Annotated in this window: 24 protein-coding genes; 6 read left to right on the forward strand and 18 right to left on the reverse strand. The window is 72.2% G+C overall.

All coding sequences use genetic code 11. The features are described from left to right. Nucleotide 1 precedes the first annotated feature (1 nt). Both AC2H4J_RS02900 and AC2H4J_RS02905 read left to right on the forward strand, forming a co-directional pair. Entirely contained in the window at nt 2-592 is a 591-nt protein-coding gene (locus AC2H4J_RS02900) for a hypothetical protein (RefSeq protein ID WP_487463317.1), read from the forward strand. A 22-nt stretch (nt 593-614) separates the two neighbouring features. Continuing rightward, nucleotides 615-1,865 carry a geranylgeranyl reductase family protein gene (locus AC2H4J_RS02905; RefSeq protein ID WP_487463318.1) on the forward strand — a complete coding sequence of 417 codons (1,251 nt, stop codon included), beginning with the start codon at nt 615-617 and terminating at the stop codon, nt 1,863-1,865. Nucleotides 1,866-1,872: 7 nt separating this feature from the next. On the opposite strand, the gene trhA is transcribed toward AC2H4J_RS02905, so the two are convergent. After that, the gene (trhA, locus tag AC2H4J_RS02910; RefSeq protein ID WP_487463319.1) at nt 1,873-2,685 is read right to left on the reverse strand and encodes a PAQR family membrane homeostasis protein TrhA; all 813 of its coding nucleotides are present in this window, start codon (nt 2,683-2,685) and stop codon (nt 1,873-1,875) included. Nucleotides 2,686-2,833: 148 nt separating this feature from the next. On the opposite strand from trhA, the gene AC2H4J_RS02915 reads away from it, so the two are divergent. The 4 genes from AC2H4J_RS02915 (at nt 2,834) to phoH2 (ending at nt 6,704) form a co-directional block, all read left to right on the forward strand. Beyond that, entirely contained in the window at nt 2,834-3,613 is a 780-nt protein-coding gene (locus tag AC2H4J_RS02915) for an isoprenyl transferase (RefSeq protein ID WP_487463320.1), read from the forward strand. Between the two features lie 12 nt (nt 3,614-3,625). Beyond that, complete coding sequence (locus AC2H4J_RS02920; protein WP_487463321.1) at nt 3,626-4,843, forward strand: DUF885 domain-containing protein; 1,218 nt, start codon at nt 3,626-3,628, stop codon at nt 4,841-4,843. 2 nt (nt 4,844-4,845) lie between these two features. Further along, nucleotides 4,846-5,148 carry a hypothetical protein gene (locus AC2H4J_RS02925; protein WP_487463322.1) on the forward strand — a complete coding sequence of 101 codons (303 nt, stop codon included), beginning with the start codon at nt 4,846-4,848 and terminating at the stop codon, nt 5,146-5,148. Between the two features lie 260 nt (nt 5,149-5,408). Further along, complete coding sequence (phoH2, locus tag AC2H4J_RS02930; protein WP_487463323.1) at nt 5,409-6,704, forward strand: RNA 5'-3' helicase PhoH2; 1,296 nt, start codon at nt 5,409-5,411, stop codon at nt 6,702-6,704. 78 nt (nt 6,705-6,782) lie between these two features. On the opposite strand, the gene AC2H4J_RS02935 is transcribed toward phoH2, so the two are convergent. From AC2H4J_RS02935 to AC2H4J_RS03015, 17 genes are all read right to left on the reverse strand, one after another. After that, nucleotides 6,783-7,718: a type IV toxin-antitoxin system AbiEi family antitoxin domain-containing protein gene (locus tag AC2H4J_RS02935; protein WP_487463324.1), complete on the reverse strand. Its 936-nt coding sequence runs from the start codon at nt 7,716-7,718 to the stop codon at nt 6,783-6,785. 164 nt (nt 7,719-7,882) lie between these two features. Beyond that, entirely contained in the window at nt 7,883-8,146 is a 264-nt protein-coding gene (locus AC2H4J_RS02940) for a hypothetical protein (protein ID WP_487463325.1), read from the reverse strand. Further along, nucleotides 8,143-11,082 carry a hypothetical protein gene (locus AC2H4J_RS02945; RefSeq protein WP_487463326.1) on the reverse strand — a complete coding sequence of 980 codons (2,940 nt, stop codon included), beginning with the start codon at nt 11,080-11,082 and terminating at the stop codon, nt 8,143-8,145. Before AC2H4J_RS02945 ends, AC2H4J_RS02940 begins: the two co-directional genes overlap by 4 nt. Then, a complete protein-coding gene (flhA, locus tag AC2H4J_RS02950; RefSeq protein ID WP_487463327.1) occupies nt 11,063-13,108 on the reverse strand; it encodes a flagellar biosynthesis protein FlhA in 2,046 nt (681 codons plus the stop codon). The genes AC2H4J_RS02945 and flhA overlap by 20 nt, the downstream gene beginning before the upstream one ends. A 175-nt stretch (nt 13,109-13,283) precedes the next feature. Then, nucleotides 13,284-14,426, reverse strand: coding sequence for an EscU/YscU/HrcU family type III secretion system export apparatus switch protein (locus AC2H4J_RS02955; RefSeq protein ID WP_487463328.1), 1,143 nt, complete (start codon nt 14,424-14,426; stop codon nt 13,284-13,286). A 16-nt stretch (nt 14,427-14,442) separates the two neighbouring features. Then, a complete protein-coding gene (gene fliR / locus AC2H4J_RS02960) occupies nt 14,443-15,207 on the reverse strand; it encodes a flagellar biosynthetic protein FliR (RefSeq protein WP_487463329.1) in 765 nt (254 codons plus the stop codon). Between the two features lie 7 nt (nt 15,208-15,214). Beyond that, the gene (gene fliQ, locus AC2H4J_RS02965) at nt 15,215-15,490 is read right to left on the reverse strand and encodes a flagellar biosynthesis protein FliQ (RefSeq protein ID WP_487463330.1); all 276 of its coding nucleotides are present in this window, start codon (nt 15,488-15,490) and stop codon (nt 15,215-15,217) included. 2 nt (nt 15,491-15,492) lie between these two features. Beyond that, nucleotides 15,493-16,359, reverse strand: a complete 867-nt coding sequence (gene fliP / locus AC2H4J_RS02970) for a flagellar type III secretion system pore protein FliP (RefSeq protein WP_487463331.1) — start codon at nt 16,357-16,359, stop codon at nt 15,493-15,495. Continuing rightward, nucleotides 16,356-16,805 carry a FliO/MopB family protein gene (locus AC2H4J_RS02975; protein WP_487463332.1) on the reverse strand — a complete coding sequence of 150 codons (450 nt, stop codon included), beginning with the start codon at nt 16,803-16,805 and terminating at the stop codon, nt 16,356-16,358. The genes fliP and AC2H4J_RS02975 overlap by 4 nt, the downstream gene beginning before the upstream one ends. Continuing rightward, nucleotides 16,802-17,536: a flagellar motor switch protein FliN gene (gene fliN, locus AC2H4J_RS02980; protein WP_487463333.1), complete on the reverse strand. Its 735-nt coding sequence runs from the start codon at nt 17,534-17,536 to the stop codon at nt 16,802-16,804. The genes AC2H4J_RS02975 and fliN overlap by 4 nt, the downstream gene beginning before the upstream one ends. Next, complete coding sequence (locus AC2H4J_RS02985) at nt 17,533-18,654, reverse strand: flagellar motor switch protein FliM (RefSeq protein ID WP_487463334.1); 1,122 nt, start codon at nt 18,652-18,654, stop codon at nt 17,533-17,535. Before AC2H4J_RS02985 ends, fliN begins: the two co-directional genes overlap by 4 nt. Nucleotides 18,655-18,758: 104 nt before the next feature. Beyond that, entirely contained in the window at nt 18,759-19,223 is a 465-nt protein-coding gene (locus tag AC2H4J_RS02990; protein WP_487463335.1) for a flagellar basal body-associated FliL family protein, read from the reverse strand. Beyond that, nucleotides 19,220-20,125 carry a flagellar motor protein MotB gene (locus AC2H4J_RS02995; RefSeq protein ID WP_487463336.1) on the reverse strand — a complete coding sequence of 302 codons (906 nt, stop codon included), beginning with the start codon at nt 20,123-20,125 and terminating at the stop codon, nt 19,220-19,222. The genes AC2H4J_RS02990 and AC2H4J_RS02995 overlap by 4 nt, the downstream gene beginning before the upstream one ends. After that, nucleotides 20,122-20,892 carry a motility protein A gene (locus AC2H4J_RS03000; protein WP_487463337.1) on the reverse strand — a complete coding sequence of 257 codons (771 nt, stop codon included), beginning with the start codon at nt 20,890-20,892 and terminating at the stop codon, nt 20,122-20,124. Before AC2H4J_RS03000 ends, AC2H4J_RS02995 begins: the two co-directional genes overlap by 4 nt. A 3-nt stretch (nt 20,893-20,895) precedes the next feature. After that, a complete protein-coding gene (locus AC2H4J_RS03005; RefSeq protein ID WP_487463338.1) occupies nt 20,896-21,189 on the reverse strand; it encodes a flagellar FlbD family protein in 294 nt (97 codons plus the stop codon). Nucleotides 21,190-21,380: 191 nt separating this feature from the next. Next, entirely contained in the window at nt 21,381-22,622 is a 1,242-nt protein-coding gene (locus AC2H4J_RS03010; RefSeq protein WP_487463339.1) for a flagellar hook protein FlgE, read from the reverse strand. A 66-nt stretch (nt 22,623-22,688) separates the two neighbouring features. Beyond that, the gene (locus tag AC2H4J_RS03015; protein WP_487463340.1) at nt 22,689-23,123 is read right to left on the reverse strand and encodes a flagellar hook assembly protein FlgD; all 435 of its coding nucleotides are present in this window, start codon (nt 23,121-23,123) and stop codon (nt 22,689-22,691) included. Nucleotides 23,124-23,132 lie beyond the last annotated feature (9 nt).

The following is a 23,132-nucleotide window of genomic DNA, read 5'->3' on the forward strand; positions in this document are numbered from 1 at the left end:
CATGCATGGACATCGATTCGCCGACGCCGCGTTCGGTCCCGGGTTCGGGCGTGGGCGCGGCAGAGGCCGCGGCGCGGATGCCGCCCCGCCGATCGAGCGCGCCGAGGTGGCGGGCTGGTTCGCCGGCCGGCTGCCCGACGCCTGGTTCACCGGTCCCGTGGACCTGGCGATCGACCGCGACGAGATCACCGTCGTCGGCACGCTCGCCGAGCCGGAGTCGGGGGAGGGCGACCCCGCCGCCGCCCGCGCGGGACGGATCAGCCGGTTCCGGGAGGAGACCCGCCAGCAGCGCATGGCCATCGCCGACGCCGCGCAGGAGCGCTACGGCCGGTCGGTCGCCTGGGGTGCTGCGTGCGGCGAGGACCGGGAGATCTTCACCAACGCATCCGTGCCGGTGATGACGCGGCTGCGCCAGCGCGAGCGGCTGGTGCTCGACACCCTGGTCGACGCCGGCGTGGCCCGCTCGCGGTCGGAGGCGCTGGCCTGGGCGGTGCGGCTGGTCGGTCAGCATGCCGACGACTGGCTGACCGAACTCCGCGATGCGATGGCGTCGGTGGAGGAGGTCCGAGGACGCGGTCCGCAGGTCGGGTGACCCGCCAGGGACACTGGACGACGTGCCGGTCCGTGCAGCCCCCGCAGCCACCGACGTCCTCGTCGTGGGCGCCGGTCCCGCCGGGTCCGCCGCCGCGGCCTGGGCGGCGCGCGCCGGGCACGACGTCGTCCTCGCCGACGCCGCCGTGTTCCCCCGCGACAAGACCTGCGGCGACGGCCTGACGCCGCGGGCGATCGCGGAACTGGACGCCCTCGGGCTGGGCGACTGGGTGCGCGGGCACGCGCGCAACCGAGGGCTCCGCGCCGCCGGGTTCGGCCGCGAGTGGCAGCTGCCCTGGCCCGGCGGCGCGTTCCCCGACCACGGCAGCGCCGTCCCCCGCACGGAGCTCGACGCGCGGATCCGGGAGGTCGCGCTGGAGGACGGCGCGGCCCCGCTGGACGGCGCCCGGGCCGTGGACGTCGAGCGGGACGGCGACCGGGTCACCGCGGTGGTCTTCGAGTCCGCCGATGACGAGCGGTTCCGGGTGGCCTGCCGCCGGCTGGTGGTCGCCGACGGCGTGCGCTCCCCGCTGGGCCGGTTGCTGGGCCGGGAGTGGCACCGGGGGACCGCCTACGGCGTGGCCGCCCGGGGGTATGTGCGCTCCGGGCGCAGCGACGACGAGTGGATCTCCTCGCACCTCGAGCTGCGTGGGGAGCAGGGCGAGCTGCTGTCCGGCTACGGCTGGGTGTTCCCGCTGGGCGCGGCGGCGGGCGAGGTGAACATCGGCGTCGGCACGCTGGCGACCGCCCGCCGTCCGGCCGGGGTGCAGCTCAAGGCCCTGCTCGAGACGTACACCGACGCCCGCCGCGACGAGTGGCAGATCGAGGGCGGCGTCCGGGCGCCGGCGTCGGCGCTGCTGCCCATGGGCGGGGCGGTGTCCGGCGTCGCCGGCCGCAACTGGGCGCTGATCGGCGACGCGGCCGGGTGCGTCAACCCGCTCAATGGCGAGGGCATCGACTACGGCCTGGAGACCGGGCGCCTGGTCGTGGACCACGTCGGCGAGGCGGACTGGACGGCGGCCTGGCCGGCGACGCTGCAGCAGCACTACGGCGAGGCGTTCTCCATCGCCCGCCGGCTGGCCGGGCTGCTCACGCTGCCCCGCTTCCTCCCCGCGGCCGGTCCTGTGGGCATGCGCTCCCGGGGGCTGATGACGGTCGCGCTGCGGGTGATGGGCAACCTGATCACCGACGCCGACCGCGATCTCGTGGCCCGCACCTGGCGCACCGCGGGCCGGCTGTCGGTCCGCCTGGACGACCGCAAGCCCTTCAGCTGACCGCCACTCAGACGAAGGGACTGTTGTAGACCGCGAAGTAGACGGCGATGTAGTGGCAGATCGCCGCGACGATCGTCATCGCGTGGAACACCTCGTGGTACCCGAAGGTCCCCGGCCACGGGTTGGGCCGCTTGACCCCGTAAGCCACCCCGCCGGCGGTGTACAGCAGACCCCCGACGGCCAGCAGCACCATCGAGGTCACGCCGGCGATGTGCAGGATGTCGGTGAGCACGAACACGGCGACCCAGCCGAGCCCGATGTAGAGCGGCACGCCCAGCCAGCGCGGCGCGGTCGGCCAGCTGAGCTTGAGGATGACGCCGGCGAGTGCCCCGACCCACACGCCGCCGAGCACCCAGTAGCCGGTGGGCTCATCGACGGCGAGCAGCGCGAACGGCGTGTAGGTGCCCGCGATGAACAGGAAGATCATCGAGTGGTCGAGCCGCTTCATGATCTTCCAGCCGCGGGGTGACCACCGGCGCCGGTGGTAGAGCGCGCTGATGCCGAACAGGCCACAGATGGTCAGGCTGTAGACGGCGACGGAGAAGCCCGCCCGGGCGCCCTGCACCGAGGCGAGCGGGATCAGGACGGCGCCCGCGACGATGGCGCCGAAGAACGCGAACAGGTGCAGCCAGCCGCGCATCCGCGGCCGGGTGTCGGGGTGTTCCCAGTCCTCGTCGCGGAAGTCCGACGCCGTCCAGACGTGGTCCGCGTGGTCGCCCTCCTCCAGGACGGCGGTCATGGCCTGGTCGCGCGGCGCCTCGAGCTCGGCGCCGTCGGCCTCCACCCGGACGGGCTCGTTCTGGGGGGGAAGGGCGCTCATGCTCCGAGGTTACGGAGCCGTAGGTTGCGCGTCATCCTGAACGGCCTGTGACTTCCGTGGGGGGAGGGCGGTACCGGTCCGGCGTCGTCCGGAAACGCGTCCGGTAAGGCGTCCGGCCGGCCGCGGGCGGGAGGCTTAGTGTGGCCCCGTGGGGGTGCGCCAGACGGTTCGCGATGTGCTGACCCTGGTCTACGAGCGCCGGCTGGCCCGGGCACTCGAGGGTGCCGACATCCCGCGACACGTCGGCGTGATCATGGACGGCAACCGGCGCTGGGCGAAGGCCATCGGGCTGGAGGACGTCGCCCACGGGCACCGGCGGGGCGCGGACAAGATCGTGGACCTGCTCGGCTGGTGCGACGACGCGGGCGTCGCGGTCGTCACCCTCTTCATGCTCTCGACGGACAACCTGCGGCGGCCGGAGCCCGAGCTGAGCGCGCTGATGCAGATCATCGAGGACGTCGCGGTCGACCTGTCCCGTCCCGGCCGGCGGTGGAAGGTGCGGGCGATGGGGGCGCCGGAGGTGCTGCCGCCGGAGACCGTCGCCGTCCTCAAGCAGGCCGAGGAGGACACCCGCGACCGGCCCGGTGCCACCGTGAACCTCGCGGTCGGATACGGCGGACGACGGGAGATCGCCGACGCCGTCCGCTCGCTGCTCGCCGAGCACGCCGAGCGGGGCACCCCGCTGGACGAACTGGTCGAGGGCCTGGAGGTCGAGCACATCGCCGCCCACCTCTACACCCGCGGGCAGCCCGATCCGGATCTGGTCATCCGGACCAGCGGCGAGCAGCGGCTGTCGGGCTTCCTGCTCTGGCAGACGGCGAACACCGAGTTCCACTTCACCGACGTGTACTGGCCGGACTTCCGCCGGGTGGACTTCCTGCGCGCGCTGCGCGACTACGCCGCGCGGCACCGCCGCTTCGGTGGCTGACAGACTCGGGCCATGCCGGCTGGAGCCCTCGACATCCCCCTCGAGTACGTGCGGCTGGGGCTGCGCTTCGACCGGCTGGAGGCCGGCTTCGTGGACGCCTACACCGGCGACCCCCGCATTCGGGCGCAGGTAGGCGACGAGCCGGCGCCCACACCGCTGGGCCTGCGCGACCGGGCGCGGGAGCTGCTGCGCGACCTGGACGCCGCGGGGCTCCCCGCCGACCGGCAGGAGTTCCTGCGCGGCCAGCTGACCGGACTGGAGTGCACGGGGCGCAAGATGAGCGGCGAGCCGGTGGGCTTCGTCGACGAGGTCGCCGCCTACTTCCAGGTCGACGTCACGCTCGGCGACCCCGAGGAGTACGCCGTCGCGCACGCCGAACTCGACGCGCTGCTGCCCGGCGACGGCACGCTCGCCGAGCGCTTCGCCGCCCATCGCCGGCGCGAGGAGTGCCCGCCCGACCGGCTGGAGGTCGCCGTGCAGGCGCTGTCCAGCGCGCTTCGCGACCGCGCGCGCGGGCTCTACGGCCTGCCGGAGGTGGAGACGGTCCGGTACGAGGTGGTCACCGACAAGCCCTGGTCGGGGTTCAACTTCTACGAGGGGGACTACCGGTCCCGCGTGGCGATCAACGCCGACCTGCCGCACCGGCTCAGCGCGCTGCCGCACCTCGTCGCCCACGAGTCCTACCCCGGCCACCACACCGAGCACTGCCGCAAGGAGCTCGGCCTGGTCGAGCGCGCCGACCGCGTCGAGCACACCGTCTTCCTGGTCAACACCCCCGAGTGCCTGATGGCCGAGGGGCTGGCCGACCTCGGCATCCCGGCGTCGGTCGGCGAGGGCTGGGGCCCGTGGGCGGCGGAGATTCTCGGCGACCTCGGCCTGCATTTCGACGGGCACCTGGCCGAGCGCCTGGCGGCCGCTGCCGCGCCGCTCAACCGGGTCCGGCAGGACGCCGCCATCCTGCTGCACGACCGCGGCGCCGACGCCGACGAGGTGAGCGCCTACCTGCAGCGCTGGTCGCTGGTGAACCAGGACCGGGCCACCCAGCAGATCCGCTTCCTCACCGATCCCCTCTGGCGCGCGTACATCTCCACCTACGTCGAGGGGTACGACCTGCTCAGCCGCTGGCTGGACGACCGGCCCGCCGACCAGCCCGTCGAGGACCGCTTCGTGCGGCTGCTCGACGAGCCGCTCACCCCGGGGGCCGTCGCCGCCGAGTTGCGGACCCGCTGAGCATGTCCCGCCGAGACCCTCGGGCGGCCCGGTTCCTCGGGCTGTGGACGGCGGGCTGGCTCGCCGTTCTCCTGATCCTGGGGTTGCTGTGGGTGGGTGATCTCTCGCTGCAGTGGCCCGTGCTCGTCGTCCCCCTGCTGTGGGCGCTCGTCGCTCTCCGACCCCGCCGCGGACTCCGCGATCGGACCGCCGACCGGCCCCGCGACCGAGCGCGCGACCGGCCCCGCGGCTGGGAGGTCCTGCCCCCCGCACGGACCGACACCGTCGAGCGTCCCGCCGTCCACGACCCGCCCGATCCGGGCTGAGACCGCTCCACGGGTGGGGTTACTGGGACGTCTGGTACCCCTTCGGGGGACACGCCGGATCTCGATAGGGGTAGAGGACACGAATCTGTCACCCGGGCGGCCTAGCGTCCGCAGTGGATGACGAGCTGCCCTCGCCGTCCACGGGAGGCCCGGTTGGTGCTGACGAGTTCGTCGACCAGGGGGGCCGGAACCCGGCCTCTGCGCCGGGGCCCGGCCACCATCGAGCGGGGGCGCGCCGTGCGCCCCACGGGAGACGCCTCGTGACCACTCGTCGTACGTTCGTGCTCGACACCTCCGTCCTGCTCTCCGACCCGGGCGCGCTCCTGCGCTTCGGCGACTGCGACGTCGTCCTCCCGCTCGTCGTGGTCGGGGAACTCGAGGCGAAACGCGACCACCCCGAACTCGGCTGGTTCGCCCGTCAGTCGCTGCGCATCCTGGACGACCTGCGGGTGACCCACGGGCGGCTGGACGCGCCCGTGCCCGTCGGTGAGGACGGCGGCACCCTGCACGTCGAGCTCAACCACAGCGATCCGTCGGTGCTGCCGGCCGGCTTCCGCAACGACAGCAACGACAGCCGGATCATGGTGGTCGCGCTCAACCTGCGCGCCGAGGGCCGCGACGTCTCGCTGATCACCAAGGACGTGCCGCTGCGGGTGAAGGCGGCGGCCGTCGGCCTGGACACCGACGACTACCGGATGCACGACGCCAAGGACGCCGGCTGGACCGGCATGGCCGAGATCTCCCTCGACGACGCCGAGCTCGACGGCCTGTACGAGGCCGGCGAGGCGTTCGTGCCGGCGGCGGGCGAGCTGCCGCCGCACACGGGGCTGGTCCTGCTCTCCTCGCGGGGTTCGGCGCTGGGCCGGGTGACCGCGGACAAGCAGGTCCGGCTGGTGCGCGGAGACCGGGAGGCGTTCGGGCTGCACGGGCGGTCGGCCGAACAGCGGATCGCCCTCGACCTGCTGCTGGACCCCGACATCGGCATCGTCTCCCTCGGCGGCCGGGCCGGCACCGGCAAGTCGGCGCTGGCGCTGTGCGCGGGCCTGGAGTCGGTGATGGAGCGGCGGGCGCACAAGAAGGTCGTCATCTTCCGGCCCCTGTACGCCGTCGGCGGCCAGGAGCTCGGGTACCTCCCGGGCAGCGAGAACGAGAAGATGTCGCCCTGGGCGCAGGCGGTCTACGACACCCTGGGCGCGCTCGTCTCCCCGGCGGTGATCGACGAGATCGACTCCCGGGGGCTGATCGAGGTGCTGCCGCTGACGCACATCCGCGGGCGGTCGCTGCACGACTCGTTCGTCATCGTCGACGAAGCGCAGTCGCTCGAGCGCGGCGTGCTGCTGACCGTCCTGTCGCGGCTGGGCTCCGGTTCACGGGTGGTGCTCACCCACGACGTGGCGCAGCGGGACAACCTGCGCGTCGGCCGGCACGACGGCGTGAACGCCGTCATCGAGGCGCTGAAGGGGCACCCGCTCTTCGCGCACGTCACCCTGACCCGCTCGGAACGTTCGCCGATCGCCGCGCTGGTCACCGAGATGCTGGAGGACCTCCCGCTCTGACCGTCGCTCCCGGGGTGTTGTGCGCGGTCGAGGGGTCCTGCAGAGGTCCCGGAGTGTGCACAACACCCCCGGAGCGGGTCACCGCCGGAGCGCTGCCCGTTCCTTGGCCCGCCGCACCCGGGCGGCCAGCCGGTCGGGGCGCTGCAGGTCCGCCCAGACCCACCGCACGACGCTCCACCCCTCGTCGCGGACGGCGTCCTCGCGGAGCTTCTCCTCGAAGACGGCGTCCCCGGGATCCTGGCCGGGGCGTAGCAGCCGCCCGTACTTGATGCGGCCGTCGAACTCGCCGACGAGCCGGTGCTCCTCCCAGGCGAAGTCCGTCCGCGCCACGTGCAGGCCCGTCTCCGTGCGGACCTCGAACTGGAGTTCCGACGGCGGGAGCTTCCAGCGGTGCAGCACCACGCGACTGCGGGACTCCCCGACGCTCTCGCTCCGCCCGTCGGCAGCAGCGACGGCGCGGGCCGCACTCCGGCTGCCCGGTGCACCCACGATGTCGAACAGGCGCGAGCGCAGTCCCTCGTGCGAGAGGAGCTGCTGGTTGAGGGCGGCGTCGAGAGCGACGACCGCGACCTCGTGGGGCAGCGACCGCGCCAGATCCAGCGCAGTGCGGATCGGATCGGTGACCAGGACGCCGTCGACGTCCACGACCTCGTCGTCCCGGAGTCTCGCGACGTGACAGCAGAGGGTCGAGCTGGTGTCGTTCCAGGCGCGCGGACGGCGGGTGATGTGCACGCGGTCGAGGGCGACACCCCACATCGGCAGCCCGTGCAGGACGGCCGCGGACTGGTGGCTGACCACCGCCTCTCGCCGCAGGCCGGCCAAGGTCGCCCGGATGAGGAGCCGGTGCCGCTCGGTCCGGCTCGTGGGGAGGATTGCGTCGACGTAGGCGCCCCGCCGCAGCCGCTGCAGCTCCCCGGCGCGGGTGAGCCGGCCCAGCTCGCCGTCCGAGATGCCGGAGGTGACGGCATCGCGCCGCAGGAGGAGGCCGTCCGGTACCTCGTCGATGTCGGTCATCCGACGACCCTGCGGCGCACGCGACCGGCCGGAGGGGTCCCCCCATGATCGGTGGACAGCCGCAGAGGCTGTGGACAACCGCTCCAGGGGTCGAGTTGACGCTTCGTGGGTCCCGCACGACCCGGGAACCGTGCACAACACCCCTGAAGGGCGCCGGCGACCGGTCAGTCGGTCGGCGCGTGCTGGCCGTCGACGTTCTCGGGGTCGGACGGCGTCCCCGGCTGACGCGCCGACCGGGCCGCCGGGCCGGAGGGCCGCGGAGTCGCCACCGCCCGCAGCAGGGCCACGACGCCCCAGCCCGCCGCGAGGCACCACGGCAGGCGCGTCACCATCTCTTCGGTCGTGAGGTCTCCGCGGAGCCCGAGCGCGAGAACGGGCAGGGCCAGCACGAACCCGACGAGGAGCACGTCCCAGCGCAACGGGCTCATGTCTGCGGGTTCTCCAGCCGCTCACAGAGCAGCGACGCCCACCGGTGCGGCGTCGCGCGCGCACCGTCGATGAGGGCCACCGGGGCGTCCACGCGGCGGATCACGGCGGCCGGGTCGGCGCTGAGGTCGGTGTCCTGGACGACGATGGCGTCCACCTGGGGCAGCCGGGCCAGCCACGGCTCCAGGTCCTCGGGCTTGCGGGTCGCCTCGACGACGGCCCAGACCGCCACCGGGTCGAAGATCGTCATCATCTGGGTGGTCCAGTACGCGTCGGCGCGCATCGGGGCGTCCACGGCCACGATGGTCACGGTGCCGGCGACGGCGGCGTCGTCGCGACGGTTCATCGCCGCGCCCACCGTGGTCACCCGGCTGCTCTCGGGAGCAAGGCCGGCCAGGTCGCCGCGGGTGGCCCACTGCACGCGGTCGGGGTCCAGCCGCAGGGAGGCGGCCAGCGTCTGCGCCGTCCGCAGGGTCTCGATGCCCGGGCCGACGAGGAACAGCACCTCGCCCGCACCGTTCGGCAGCTCCGGCGCCTTCGGCAGGTGGAGTGCGAGCGCGCGGGTCAGCGCCGCGTACGTGCCGCGCGCGGCGACGTCGTCGGCGAAGGTGGCGCCGAGCAGGCCGCGGGGGACACCCAGCTCGACGAGCCGGTCGGCGACTGCTCCGGTCGCGATCGCGGCGGGAGCGTCGTCGCTCACGAGCCCGGTGGCCGCCTCGGGGGACGGGTCGAACAGGCGCTCGGGCAGCTCGAGGACCTCCGGGCGCGCCATCAGCGGCGCGACGGGGAGCCGGGTCACCGTCGCCCACACGTCGTCGGTCGAGACGCGAGCGGCGTCGGTCTGCGGGGCCTCCGGCTCGACGACGGGGCCAGACGGCGCCGTGGGGGCGGCGGCCGACGCCGACGAGCGGCGCGAGGGTGCCGGGGGAACCGGCGGGCGGCCACGGCCCCGCGAACCCGGCAGCGGGGGAAGCAGGGAGAGCGGCGGCATGATCGTCGTGGAGTCGAACGACATCATCGGTGCGGGGTCGCTCGCGGTACGGGCGAGCAGCGGCGCGGGTTCCTCGGCGGCGTCCTCGATGACCGCGGCTTCGTCGACGACGACGTCCTCGACCACATTCTCGACCAGGACATCCTCGACCCCGTCCTCCATGACGACGTCCTGGACCAGGGGCTCCTCGACGAGGGGCTCCTCGACCGTGGGCGCGGCGGTCTCCATCGGCGCGTCGACCACCTCCTCGGCGGGCGCCGGCTCCTCGGCCACGACATCGTGGGCGATCGTCTCCGCGGGGAAGACCTCGGCACGCTCCTCGAACAGCGACGGCTCGAGCGTCTCGGCCACGATGATCGGCTCCGGCGCGCTCGCCTCGGCCCAGATCGGGGTGTACGTCGAGGTGCTGGGAGCGACCGGCGTGGCGGGCTCCCCCCACAGCGTCGCCGACATCGTGGGCGGGCCCCACATCGAGGTGGCGGGGGACAGCACCCACGCCGGAACCGGAGCCGCCTGCCGGACGACAGGCGCGAACGGGTCGAGGGGACGGTCGTCCGGCGTCGCCGCGCGGGTCTCGAGCACGGGCACCTCGAACATGGGGGCACCGGTGACCGGCGCCTCGTGGGCAGGGAGGTCGTACACGGGGGTCTCGACGGCGGCCGAGGCGAAGGCCGGCTCGAACTCGGGACCCTCGAACGCGGGTGCCTCGAACGCGGGGACCTCGAGGACGGACTCGTCGAGCATGGGGACGGACTCCAGCGCGACGTCTTCCGCGACGACGACCTCGGGGGCCGACGATGCTGAGGCCGGTGAGGCCGGTGAGGCCGGTGCGGCCGGTGCGGCCGGGGTGCCGATCCCGGCGTCCGCGTACCGGTCCGTCGGCTCGACGGCGGGCGCGCCGAACTGCACGACGTCGTCCTCGAGGACCACGTCCGGCGAGGCGGGAGCGGTCAGCGAGGTGTCCGGCGATGCGCCGTCGAGCACCTTGCGGAGGATGCCGGCGAGCGCCTCGTCGGAGTGCCCCTGCGCCAGCGCGTCGCGCAGCACCTCGGCGATGGCCTCCTCCCGGGAGGAGACCGACGGGGTCACGACCTCGGGCTCGGCCGCCCAGGTGGGCACCTCGACCGTCTGGGCCATGCTCGAGGAGGGCGCGATGACCTGATCTCCCACCGGTTCCTCCTCCTGCGGTGCCGGGGAAGTCGGCGCCGCTGTCTCGTCGATGCGCACCGGTCCCGGGTCCACGCCGGTCCGGCTGGCGCCGGGCCGGACGAGGGCCTCCTCGACCGCTTGGCGGACCTCGCGGTCGCCGGCCACCATCCGCGCGAGCGCGGCGGTGAAGGGGGACGGCGCGTCGGGGACGTCGTCGCCGGGGAGCACGCGCCGGTCCCCGTCGCGGCCGATCGGCGCAGCGCCCTCGTCGAGGGGTGCAGCGGGGTAGGCCGTCGGGCGCGCCGCCGAGGCACGCGGGAACGCGGCCCGGCCGTACGCCGGGGCCGCTGCCTCCTGCTGCTTGGCGGCGAGGAGCGAGGCGAACTCGTTCACCCGCTCGTCGTCGACCGGGCGCTTCGCCGGAGCGGCCTGCCAGGACGGCGCGGACGTACGGGCGGCCGGAGCGGCGGGGCCGTCGGTGGTGCGGGACGCCTCGGCGGCCCACGCGGCGGCGCCGTTGCGAGCGGGAGCCGCGGCGCGGGCGCGCGCGGGAGAGGCTGTGGCCAGCGGCGAGGAGAAGTCCGCCGGGACGTCGTCCTGACGGGCCGTCGGGGGCACCGCGGGCTTGGTCAGATCCGGGGCCACCTCGGCGACGTACCGCTCGGTCGCGAAGAACCCGAGCACGCCACCGGAGCGCACGCGGCGGACGCCGACCACGCGGGCGGACGGACCGAACTGTTCGCGCGCCGCGGCGATCGCGTCGTCGCGCGTGGCGGCCTCAACGGATCGCAACGGCACCGCTCACAACTCCCAGCGATTCGATCTGTGCCGTCCGGGAGACCTCGGCGTAGGAGATCACCGGCAGGCGGGGCAGGACCTGCCGCATCAGGCGGGCCAGGGGGGCCCGGACCTGGGGCGAGCAGACGAGGACGGGTGACAGACCCGACCGCTCGGCCTCTTCGAGCAGGCCGCTGCAGCCGTGGACGAGGGCATCGATGGCGCCGGCGTCGAGGGCGAGCACGAGCCCGGCGTCGCTCGGCCGGACCGCCTCGAGGAGGCGCTGCTCGAAGCCGGGGTCGAGCGTGAAGACGTGGAGGCGCTCGTCGGGCGTCACGTACGGATGACTGATCGCCGAGCCGAGTGCCGCCCGGGCCGCCTCGACGAGACCGTCGAGATCGGTGGACGTCTTTGCACGTACAGAGAGTGCCTCGAAGATGCGCACCAGGTCCCGGATCGACACACCCTCTTCGAGCAACGCGTGCAACACGCGTTGCACCTCTCCCAATGTGAGCAGGGTGGGGGTCAGTTCCTCGACGACGACGGGATGCGTGCGGCGGACCATCTCGACGAGCAGGCGCACGTCCTCGCGGCCGAGCAGGTCGGCGGCGTTCTGCCGGACGACTTCGGCGAGGTGGGTCGTGATGACCGACGAGCGGTCGACGACCGTCGCGCCGGACAGCTCGGCTTGGCGCTGCAGCTCCACCGGGACCCACTTGGCGGCAAGGCCGAAGACGGGCTCGCGCGTCGCCTTGCCCGGCAGTCCGTCGAGATTGTCGCCGATGGCGAGCACCGTGCCGCTCGGCGAGATGCCCTTCGCCGCCGGCACGCCGTTGAGCCAGATGACGTACTGGGAGCCGGGGAGGTCCAGGTTGTCGCGGGTGCGGACCAGCGGGATGACCAGACCGGTCTCCATCGCGACCTTGCGGCGCAGCGCCTTGACCCGGTCGAGCAGGTCACCGCCGCGGGTCGGGTCCACCAGCTCGACGAGGTCGAAGGCGACCTCGAGCTCCAGCGGGTCGACGCGCATCTTCTCGGCGATGGCCTCGGGGGAGTCGGGCTTGGGCTCGTTCTCGAGCGCGGCCGCCGCGGCCTCGGCCTCCTCGTCGACCGGCGCCACCTCCGACATGCGGGCGGCCATGATGAGGAAGGCGGAACCGATGACGAGGAACGGCAGCTTCGGCAGCCCGGGGATCAGGCAGAGCGCGATGGCCGCGCCTCCGGCGATCCGGATCGGCTGCTTGAACCGGCCGAGCTGCGCGAGCAGGTCGGTGCCCATGTCGCCCTCGGTGGCCGACCGGGTCACGATGATGCCGGTCGCGGTCGAGAGCAGCAGGGCGGGGATCTGGGAGACCAGGCCGTCGCCGACGGTCAGCAGCGAGTACGTGGATACGGCGTCGCCCGGCGCCATGCCCTTCTGGATGACCCCGATGGCGAAGCCGCCGATCAGGTTGATGATCGTGACGATGATGCCGGCGATCGCGTCGCCCTTGACGAACTTCGACGCACCGTCCATCGAGCCGTAGAAGTCGGCTTCCGCGGTCACCTCGAAGCGACGCTTGCGGGCCTGCGCCTCGTTGATCAGCCCCGCGTTCAGGTCGGCGTCGATGGCCATCTGCTTACCGGGCATGGCGTCGAGGGTGAAGCGGGCCCCGACCTCGGCGACGCGGCCGGCACCGTTCGTGATGACCACGAACTGGATGATCGTGAGGATCACGAAGATCACGAGCCCGACGACCAGCGAGCCGCCGATGACGAAGTGGCCGAACGCCTCGATGACCTTGCCGGCGTAGCCGTCGCTGAGCACGAGCCGCGTCGAGGACACGTTCAGCGAGAGCCGGAACAGCGTGGCGATGAGGATCAGGGAGGGGAAGACCGCGAAGTCCAGCGGCTTCTTGATCTGCATCGAGACGAGCAGGATCAGCAGCGAGCACGTGATGTTCAGGCCGAGCAGCAGGTCGAGGATCGCCGCCGGCAGCGGGACCACGAGCATCAGGACGATGGCGACGACCCCGATGGGGACGGCCACCTTGCTCACGTTCTTCATGCGTCCACCCCGCGCGGGGACGACGGACGCTGGCTCACCCCCTCCTCATCGGCAGGGCCGTCAGCCGCCGGTACCCCCGCCGATGGCGCCGTCCCACCTCACCGAAACGGGTCCTCCCTCACCGTCGACCGTGAGGGAGGACCCGTGATGATCAGCGACGCTGATCATCACGGGCTCAGGCGGCGATGCGGCGGCGGCCGGCCTTCGGCAGGTCCTTGGTCTCCGGCGGCTCGAAGCCCGGCCGGTGGAAACCGCCCTTCACGCCGCGCGCCCCCAGGTGCATGACGAAGGCCAGCACGCGGGCCACGGCGGTGAACAGCTGCGCCGGCACCTCCTGCCCCAGTTCGCAGGAGGAGTGCAGCGCCCGGGCGAGCGGGATGTCCTGCACCATGGGCACGCGGTTCTCGGCAGCGATCGCACGCAGTCGCGCGGCGACCTCGCCGGCGCCCTTCGCGACCACCCGGGGGGCGCCCTTCGCCGGGTCGTACTTCAGCGCGACGGCGACGTGGGTGGGGTTGACCAGCAGAACGTCGGCCTCGGCGGCGTCGGCCATCATGCGGTTGCGCGACATCGACAGCGCCACCCCGCGACGGTGCGCCTTCATGTGCGGGTCACCCTCGGACTGCTTGTGCTCCTGGGTGATCTCGTACTTGCTCATCTTGAGCTTCTTCATCGTCTTCATGCGGACGACGACGTAGTCGGCGACCGCGATGAGCAGCCCGGTGATCGCGACGACGCGGAACATCATGATCGCCGAGGACGTGAACGTGGCCGCCACCGCCGACAGCGGCAGGGCACCGGCGGAGGAGACCAGGTGCTGAGCCCGGTCGCTGGTGATGATCACGACGGTGCCGAGCGCCGCGGTCTTGATCAGCGCCTTGGTCGTCTCCCAGAGGCCCTGGGTGCCGAACATGCGCTTGATCCCGGGGAAGGGGTTGAGCTTCTTCAGCGTCGGCTTCATCGACTTGGTCGACACCGTGACGCCGCCCTGGGCCGCCGAGGCGGCCGTACCGACCACCATCATCCCGACCGCCATCGGGAGCAGGGTCGTGACGAACGCCGACAGCGCCTGACCCATCAGGGCCGACAGTGCCTCCGTCTCGGGGTGCTTGGCCACGGCGCCGACCTGCAGGAACAGCTTCTGCACGGCGTCGAACGAGTTGCTCACCAGCCCCGGGAGCAGCACGCTGGCCGCCGCGACGCCGAGCCAGGTGCCGAGTTCCTGGGTACGCGGGATCTGCCCTTCCTTGCGCGCCTTCTTCAGGCGCTGGGGAGTGGGCTTCTCGGTCTTCTCACCACCCGGGCCGTCCTTAGCCACGGCTCACCGCCACCGGTCAGCCCCCCCGCAGCGAGAGCATCGCGCGGGTGGCGTGCTCCATGAGGGCGTCCAGGGCGGGCGGTAGCAGCGGGAAGGTCAGGCCGAGCATCGTCAGCGTCAGCATGATCTTCACCGGGAAGCCCAGCTGGAACATGTTGAGCGCGGGGGCGGCCCGGCTGAGCAGCGCCAGGGCGACGTCGGCCAGCAGCAGGACGGCGACCATGGGCCCGGCGATCTGCAGCCCGGCCAGGAACATCATCGAGAACGCCTTCACCATGACCGCCGCGATCTGGTCCGTCGGCACGTTCCCGCCGACCGGCAGGCCGACGTAGGAGGTGGCGAACCCCCGCACGATGAGCAGGTGCCCGCCGCTGGTGAACAGCAGCGTGATGGCCAGCAGGTAGTGCAGCCGGCCGACCGTGGCGTGCTGGGTCATGGACAGCGGGTCGAAGGCGGGCTGCAGCGAGAAACCGCCGGTGACGTCGATCAGGTCGCCGGCCATCTGCACGGCCGTGAAGAGCACCTGGACGACGAAGCCGAGGGCCGCACCGATGACCACCTCGGTCAGCGCGGTGACGACGAGATAGCCGGCCGTGGGCGCCGGCAGGCCCGCCGCGATCTTGGTCGAGAGCAGCACCGACAGGGCCATGGCGAAGGCGGCCTTGACCGGGCCGGGGATCGCCTTCGAGTTGAACGGCGGGGCCAGCAGCACGAACCCGGTGGCACGCGCCGTCCCGAGCAGGAGTGCCGCCAGCGTCGTCGCCGGGACCGAGAGGTCCATGGCGGCCTCAGGTCCGGTCGAGCAGCGCCGGCAGCTGGTGGAACAGCGCCTGCGTGAAGCTGACCAGCTCGGAGAGCACCCAGTTGCCGGTGACCAGCAGCGCGATGGCGACGGCGATCATCTTCGGCACGAAGGACAGCGTCGGCTCCTGGATCTGGGTCGCCGCCTGGAAGAGCGAGATCAGGAAACCGACCAGGAGAGCGGTCAGCAGGATGGGGGCGGCGACCTTCGCGGCCAGCATCATCGTCTGGGCCGCGATCTGGGTGACGTCTGCGTCGCTCATGGCTAACCACCGCCTCCGTAGGAGTGCACGAGGGCTGTGGTGATCAGCGCCCAGCCGTCGACGACGACGAAGAGCAGCAACTTGAACGGCAGCGACACGATGGTGGGCGGCACCATCATCATGCCCATCGCCATGAGCGAGGCGCTGACCAGCATGTCCAGCACCAGGAACGGGATGAAGATGACCAGCCCGATGATGAAGGCGCTCTTGAGCTCCGAGAGCACGAACGCCGGGATCAGCGTGGTCATGCTGACGTCGGCCTTGTCCTTGGGCGCCTCCTCGCCCGAGAGGCCGATCATCAGCTTGAGCTCGTCCTCGCGGGTGTTGGCGAGCAGGAACTTCTGCAGGGGGACGACGCCGGCGTCGTAGGCCTGCGACACCGTCATGGTTCCGTCCATGTACGGCTGGACGGCGTCCTTGTTGATGTCGGAGAAGACGGGCCCCATGACGAACAGCGTCAGGAACAGGGCGATGCCGGTGAGCACCTGGTTCGGCGGCGACGTCTGCAGGCCCAGCGCGTTCCGGGTGAGCCCGAGCACCACGATGATCTTGGTGAACGAGGTGCACAGCAGGAGGACCGACGGGGCGATCGACAGCACCGTGATCGCGAGGATCAGCGTGATCGAGGAGCTGGGTGTGCCGTCGCCGACGGAGATGTCGACCGTGCCGGCGCCGGGCACCACCGGCGAGACCGGCGCGGTGGGGGCGACCGGGGAGGTCGGCGCGGCCGAGGCGGGCCCGGCCAGGACGGCCAGAGCCACGCTGCTGAGCACGGCGAGCAGCAGCACCAGGGCCGCACGCCGACGGGTCGACGGGACCCTCGTGGTGCCGCCGGCCGCCGCGGCGCGGCGTGCGGTCGACGCCGTCACGGCTTGCGCACCGTCCGCTCGCGCAGCGAGTGCACGAACGTGCCCCAGCCGGCGGGGTCGAAGACCGAGCCGGCCAGCGCGCCGCTCGACGTGCGCGCGGTGACGACACTCGCACCGGCCGACGCGGGGGCAGCGTCCGCCGTGGTGGCGTTGGCCGCGGGCCGCGGGGCCGGCAGGCGGCGCGCGGCCAGCGCCGAGTCCACGATCTCGGAGTCGACCTCGGCGAGCAGGGTCACCTGCTCCTCCGTGGCACCGATGACCAGGACGACGTCGGCGATGCGGACGACGTTGACGGTGCTGGACCGGCCCATGCGCTGCCGCGCGACGACCTCGATGAGGCCGTTGCCCTGACCCAGGCCCTTCTTCTTCGCCAGCCGCGCGGCCCAGAGCAGCACGACGGCGATGAAGCCCAGGGACAGGATCAGCCGGATGATCATCCAGGTCATGCGGAAACGGCCCCCAGCTCGGCGGCATCGGTCACGATCTCGCTGATCCGCAGACCGAAGTCCTCGTCCACGACGACGACCTCGCCGCGGGCGATCAGCGTGCCGTTGACGAGCAGGTCGGCAGGGGCACTGGCCGCACGGTCGAGCTCGACCACCTCGCCCGGGTGCAGCGAGAGCAGTTCCTGCACGGTCATGCGGGTGCGGCCGATCTCGACGGTCACCTCCATGGCGACGTGCCGCAGCAGGTCGAGGCTGCCGCGCTGGCTACGGGTGTTCGGGAGGGTGACCTGGAGGGCGAACGTGGCCTGGTGCTCGCCGTCGGCGAGCAGCGGAACGGCGACGAACATGCCCTTGTCGCGGAGCCCGTCCAGGGCGGCGACCGGCTCCTCCATGCGCTCGGAGGCGACGCGCACGCGGCCCAGCGTGGCCGCGGCGGCCTCGAGGGCCGGCCGCAGCGCGGCGGCGACGTCCATCTTGCCGACGGGGGAGTTGTTCAGGGCCTCCACCACGTCGGCGGAGATGACCAGGACCATGTCCCCGCTGACCTCGCCGGACAGCCCGGCCGCGACCGCGGACGTGGCGCCGGGCGGCAGCGGGACGGCGTCCGGGTCGCTGACCGGGTTCCCGGGGATCAGCTCGACCGTGGCGGGCACGAGGGAGGCGGCCGCGCGGGCGGCCGCGGTGACCACCGCGGAGACGGTCTGGGAGTCCTGCGACGTGTCGGTGCTCATGCTGTGTCCTTCGCGGCGGCGTACGGGGTCGGGACGATGGCGGCGGCCAGACGGCGCCGGTGGTTGCTGGCGATCGCGTAGGCGAACGTCACGTCGTTCGTGGTGACCTCCAGCGGCGCGTCCGGGGGGTGCCGCAGCAGCAGCACGTCACCGACGGCGAGGGAGAGCAGGTCGGCCGAGGAGACGGTCAGCGGCGCGAAGCGCACGCTGACGTCGACCGGCACGAGGTTCAGCCGCGCGGTCAGCGCTTCGGCGGCGCGCTTGCGCTTGGCCAGCGCGGAGTCCGACAGCTGGGGGGACGCCGCGTTGTTCAGCGCCTGCGCGAACGAGGAGAACGGCAGGACCAGCGTGGCCTCGCCCTCCCGGCTGCCCACCGACATCGTGAACGACGCGACCATCACGGTGTCCGAGCCCGCGGCGGCCTGGGCCAGCTGGGGGTTGTACTCGTGTCCGAGGAGAGCCGGCTGGATGTCGGTGATCGTCGCGAACGACACCGCGAACTCGTCGAGCAACCGGTCCAGCAGGTGGTTGGTGATGGTGGTCTCCATCGCCGTCATCGGCCGGCTGGGCTGGTCGGCGTTGCCTGAACCACCGAGCATGTGGTCGACGATCGCCATGGCGATGTCGAGCGGGTAGGCGAGCATCCCCTTCCCGGCCATCGGCTCGAGGCTGAACGTGGAGATGTAGACCGGGTTCGGCAGGGTGACGATGTAGTCGTCGTAGGAGGACTGCTCGATCCCGATCAGCTCCAGCCGGGCGCCCGCCCGCAGGAACGTGGTGAGGATCGTGGTCGCCTGGCGGGCGAAGGCCTCCTGCGCGATCTGCAGCACCCGGACGTGTTCACGGGAGAGCTTCGTCGGCCGGCGGAAGTCGTAGGTCTTCGGCGTTCCACGACGGCGCCCGCCGGGCGTGACGGGGGCGGCCGGGGCGGCCGGTGCGGGAGCAGGAGCGGGCGCGGCAGGCGCCTCGGCCGCGGCCGGTACGGACGGGGTGGCGGGGGCGGCGTCCTCGGCCGCCGGGGGCGCCTCTGCGGAGGTCTCGGCCGGTGGGACGGGTGACTCCGCCGCTGACTGGGGATCCGGCTCCGTGGGGGCCGGTCCGGTCGATGGTTCGGTCACGTTCCACCTCATCGGCGGGGACGGGACCGACCCTGACCGGCGGCGCCGTGGCGCCGCCGGTCACTCGGGGAGGGTGTGGCGGATGGTGCTACTGGGTCACGGCGTCACTGGGTCACGTAGTCCGTGTAGTAGATGCCCATCACCAGCTGCTTGTGGTCCTCGGTGTAGGCATCGATGATCTTCTGCTGGAGAGCGGCCTTCAGGGCGTCGCGCGCGCCGGTGACGTCGCCGGGCGCCGCCTGGGAGAACGTCGAGATGATGAGGTCGGTCGCCTTGGAGCCGTCCACGCCACCGTGCTCGCCGCCGGAGGCGCCGTCCGTCGTCAGCTCCAGTGCCACCCCGACCTTCAGGTAGCCGCCGCCGGCCAGGTTGACCGCGACCGGGTCGAGCGTCAGGAAGGTGCCGCTGGACACCGGCTTGCTCGGCGTCGAGCTCCCGCTGAACAGGAAGAAGTACGCGGCGCCGCCCGCGGCGAGCAGCAGCACCAGGACGACGAGCAGCAGCTTCTTCTTGCCCTTCGTGGGAGCCTGCTCGGTCTCCGCGGCCTTCTCCTTGGTGCGGGTGCTCATGGCGTGACTCCTTGATGGGCGGCGTCGATCCCCGGCAGCAGGGCGTTGGCCTCTGCCGAGGCGTTGGACAGGACGACGATGTCGACGCGACGGTTGACGCTGAGCGCGGTCGGGTCGGTGATCGGGACGAGGGGCTGGGTCGATCCGTACCCGGCGGCGTACATCCGCGGTTCGGCGACGCCGTCGTGTGCCAGGTAGGTGAGCACGGTGGTGGCCCGGTAGGCCGACAGCTCCCAGTTCGACGGCCACTTGCCGCCGCGCGTGACCGGCAGGTGGTTGGCATGGCCCTCGATGCGCAGCACGTTGGGCAACCCGCTCAGCGTGGGGGCGACGGCGTCCAGGATCTGCTTGCCCTTGGGCCGGAGAACGGCCTCCTCCGCGTCGAAGAGGACGGCGTCGGCCACGATGTGCACGACCAGTCCGCGCTCGTCGATCTGGTACCGCGCGGCGCCGCCGTACCCCGCCTTCTGCAGCGCCGCGTCGATCTTGTCGCGCGCGGCGGCGAGCTCGTCGTAGGCGTGCTGCGCTTCCCCGGCGACGTTCTGTGCCCGCTGGAGGGCGGCCTCCGCGGCGGCCTTCGCGACCTGGGCCTGGTCGGCCTGCTGACCGTTGGCGATGCCCTGGGCGATGTCGGCCGGCGCGGGCAGCGAGTCGAGCACCGAGCCCGGGGGCGTGGTGCCCGGCAGGGCGGTGATCGGTGCGCCGAAGCTGGTCGACAGGCCGGAGGCGAGGGCGGCGAACTTGGCCTTGTCGACCTGGCTCATCGCGAAGAGGACGATGAACAGACACATGAGCAGGGTGACCATGTCGGCGTAGGAGACCAGCCACCGCTCGTGGTTCTCGTGCTCCTCCTCCTCGTGCTTCTTCGGGCGCTTGCGGCCCGGGTGCGCGGAGCCGCTCATGCCGCCTCCCGCGCGACCTCACTGGGCGGCACGAGTGCGGTCAGCTTCTGGCGGACGGCGCGCGGGCTGGTGCCGGCCTGGATCTCGGTGATGCCCTCGACCAGGAGCTCCATCTGCGCGGCCTGCAGCTCGCTGATCCGGGTGATCTTGGCGCCCATGGGCAGCCAGAAGATGTTGGCCGAGAGCACCCCCCAGAGCGTGGCGACGAACGCGCCGGCGATGAGCGGGCCCAGCGCGCCGGGGTCGGACAGGTTCTCCAGCACGTGGATCAGGCCGACGACGGTGCCGATGATCCCGACGGTGGGCGCGTAGCCGCCCATCGCGGTGAAGAACTTGGCGGCGACCTTGTCCTCGCCCTTCTTGGCCGAGATCTCACCCTCGAGGACGGTGCGCAGCTCCTCCGGGTCGGTGCCGTCGATGCCCATCTGCAGCCCGCGCTTGAGGAACGGGTCGTCGATGTCCTTGACCTGCGCCTCCAGCGCGAGCAGGCCCTCCTTGCGGGCCTTCTCCGCCAGGGAGACCAGGGTGGCGATGCGGTCGGCGATCGGGGGCACCTTCGCCGGCATCAGCGCCTGCTTGAACCAGCCGCCGATCTTCATGACGTCGGCCATGGCCGAGCCGGCGATCGCCGCACCGAACGTGCCGCCGAACACCAGGATCATCGGTGGCACCAGGATGATGGCCATGGGGCTGGAGCCCTCCATGATCATCATGATGAGCAGCGAGCCGGCCGCCGCGGCGATGCCGATCAGGGTCGCCGGATCCATGGGTCAGCGCTCCTCTCGGCTCGGGAACGGGACGACGGAGGAGCTCCCCGCCGCGTCGTCGGGGGTCTGCTCGGACAGCCCGGAGCGGTACTCGCCCCGGTCCATCTCGTAGGAGGTGGCGAGGATCTGGGCGCGGTATTCGCGGATCTCGTCGAGAACCTCGTCCACGCTCTCCTTGACCACGTACTTGGTGCCGTCCACCAGGAAGGCGACGGTGTCGGGGTGGCCCTCGACCCGTTCGATCAGGTCGGGGTTGAGCGCGAACCGCTCTCCGTTCAAGCGCGTCACACGGATCACGGATCGGTCCTCTTGCTCGTCGGGAACCCGCTGACCCGTGGTCAGGGGGAGTCACTGTTTCTCTTCGGCTCACCAGCGTCTTTCCTTGAGCCGAACAAGCCCCGTCGCGGGCCCGGCGAGGCCCGGAACGACGCGGAAAGCGGGGCGGCCCGGTCACTCCGAGGAGTGACCGGGCCGCCCGGGGTCACCGCTTATCGCTTGAGGTTGACCAGGTCCTGGAGGATCTCGTCGGAGGCCGTGATCACGCGGCTGTTGGCCTGGAAGCCGCGCTGGGCGACGATCAGGCCGGTGAACTCCTCGGCGAGGTCGACGTTCGACATCTCGAGCGCGCCGGAGTTGAGCACGCCGCGCCCCCCCACGCCGGCCAGGCCGACGGAGGCCGTGCCCGAGTTGACCCCGACCCGGAAGGTCGAGCTGCCGGCCTTCTCGAGCCCGCTCGGGTTGCTGAACGACGCCAGCGCGAGCTGGCCGATGGGCTGGCGCAGTCCGTTGGAGTAGACGCCGGTGATCGTTCCGTCGTTGCCGAGCTGGAAGGACTGCAGCGAACCCAGCGCGTAGCCGTCCTGGTCGGTGGCCGTGACGGTGCTGGCGCCGCCGAACTGGGTCAGCGCGGAGACGTCGACGGTCACCGAACCGGTCCAGCTCGGGAAGGTGGCCACCGGCGGCGTGAACGGGGCGATGGTGCCCGGAGGAGTCGCCGGGGTGACGAGGGCACCAGCGGAGTCGAAGGCGACCGTGGCGCTCGGGACCAGCAGCGCGGTGCCGTTCTCGTGGGTGATGTCGAGGGTCCAGGTGTTGTCCGTCGCCGTCTTCGTGAAGTTGTAGAACACCTTCTGCGCGACGCCCTGGCTGTCGTACATCGTGACGCCGGTCTGGAACGTGTCACCGGCGATCGCGGCCGCGGGAAGGTTGCCGCCGAGCGCGCCGGTGCTGGTCTGCTTCGGGTTGACGATCTGGCCGTAGGGCACCGAGAGGTCACCGATCGGACCGTTGGGGTTGACGACGCCGGCCTTGTTGGCCATCCAGCCCTGCAGCACGCCGCCGTTGGGCGTGACCAGCTTGCCCTCCCCGTCGAAGTCGAAGGAGCCGGCGCGGGTGTACAGGTTCTCGGTGCCGGAGCGGGTGACGAAGAAGCCGTCGCCCTCGATCATGAAGTCCGTCGACCGGCCCGTGGTCTGCGTGGCGCCCTGAGTCCAGTTGGTGGTGGTGGCGGCCAGCTTCACGCCGAGCCCGACCTGGGCCGGGTTTGTGCCGCCACGGTCGGCCGCCGGTGCGCCACCGGCGCGGACGACCTGGGAGAGGGTGTCCTGGAAGACGGTCTGGCTGCTCTTGTAGCCGACCGTGTTGACGTTGGCGATGTTGTTGCCGGTGACGTCCATCTTGGTCTGGTGGGCGCGGAGGCCGGAGACGGCCGAGAACATGGAACGAAGCACGGGAGTTGCTCCTCGAGTGTTGGGTCCGCCGGGTGGCGGGGGAGTCGGGAGTGGTCGGGACGACGGTCAGGCGCTCGCCGGGGTGCTCGCGACCTCGGTGATGCGGCCCATGGCGACGGACACGCCGCCGACCATGACCGACGCCTCGGTCGTGTCGTTGCCGAGGCGGACCGACGTCACGAGTCCGGTCTGCTTGGCGCCGCTCGAGTCGCTGTAGGTGACCGTGCGGCCCACCAGCGCGCCGGCGCTGCTGGAGCGCTGGAGGGCCAGCATCGACGCGTTCTGCTTGGCGATCTCCTCGAGCTTCTCCACCTGCGTGAAGGTCGCGTTCTGCGCCATCAGTTCGCTGCTGCTCGCCGGGTTGGACGGGTCCTGGTACTTCATCTGAGCGATGAGGAGCTTGAGGAACATGTCCTTGGTGCTGCCCTGGTCCTTCCGCTCCACCGTGGTGGTGGCGGGGACGTATGCGGTTCCGGCGGTCCCGCTCACTGCGTCCGGCATCGGTCGGTC

It is taken from the genome of Blastococcus sp. OS1-29 (assembly GCF_057628075.1).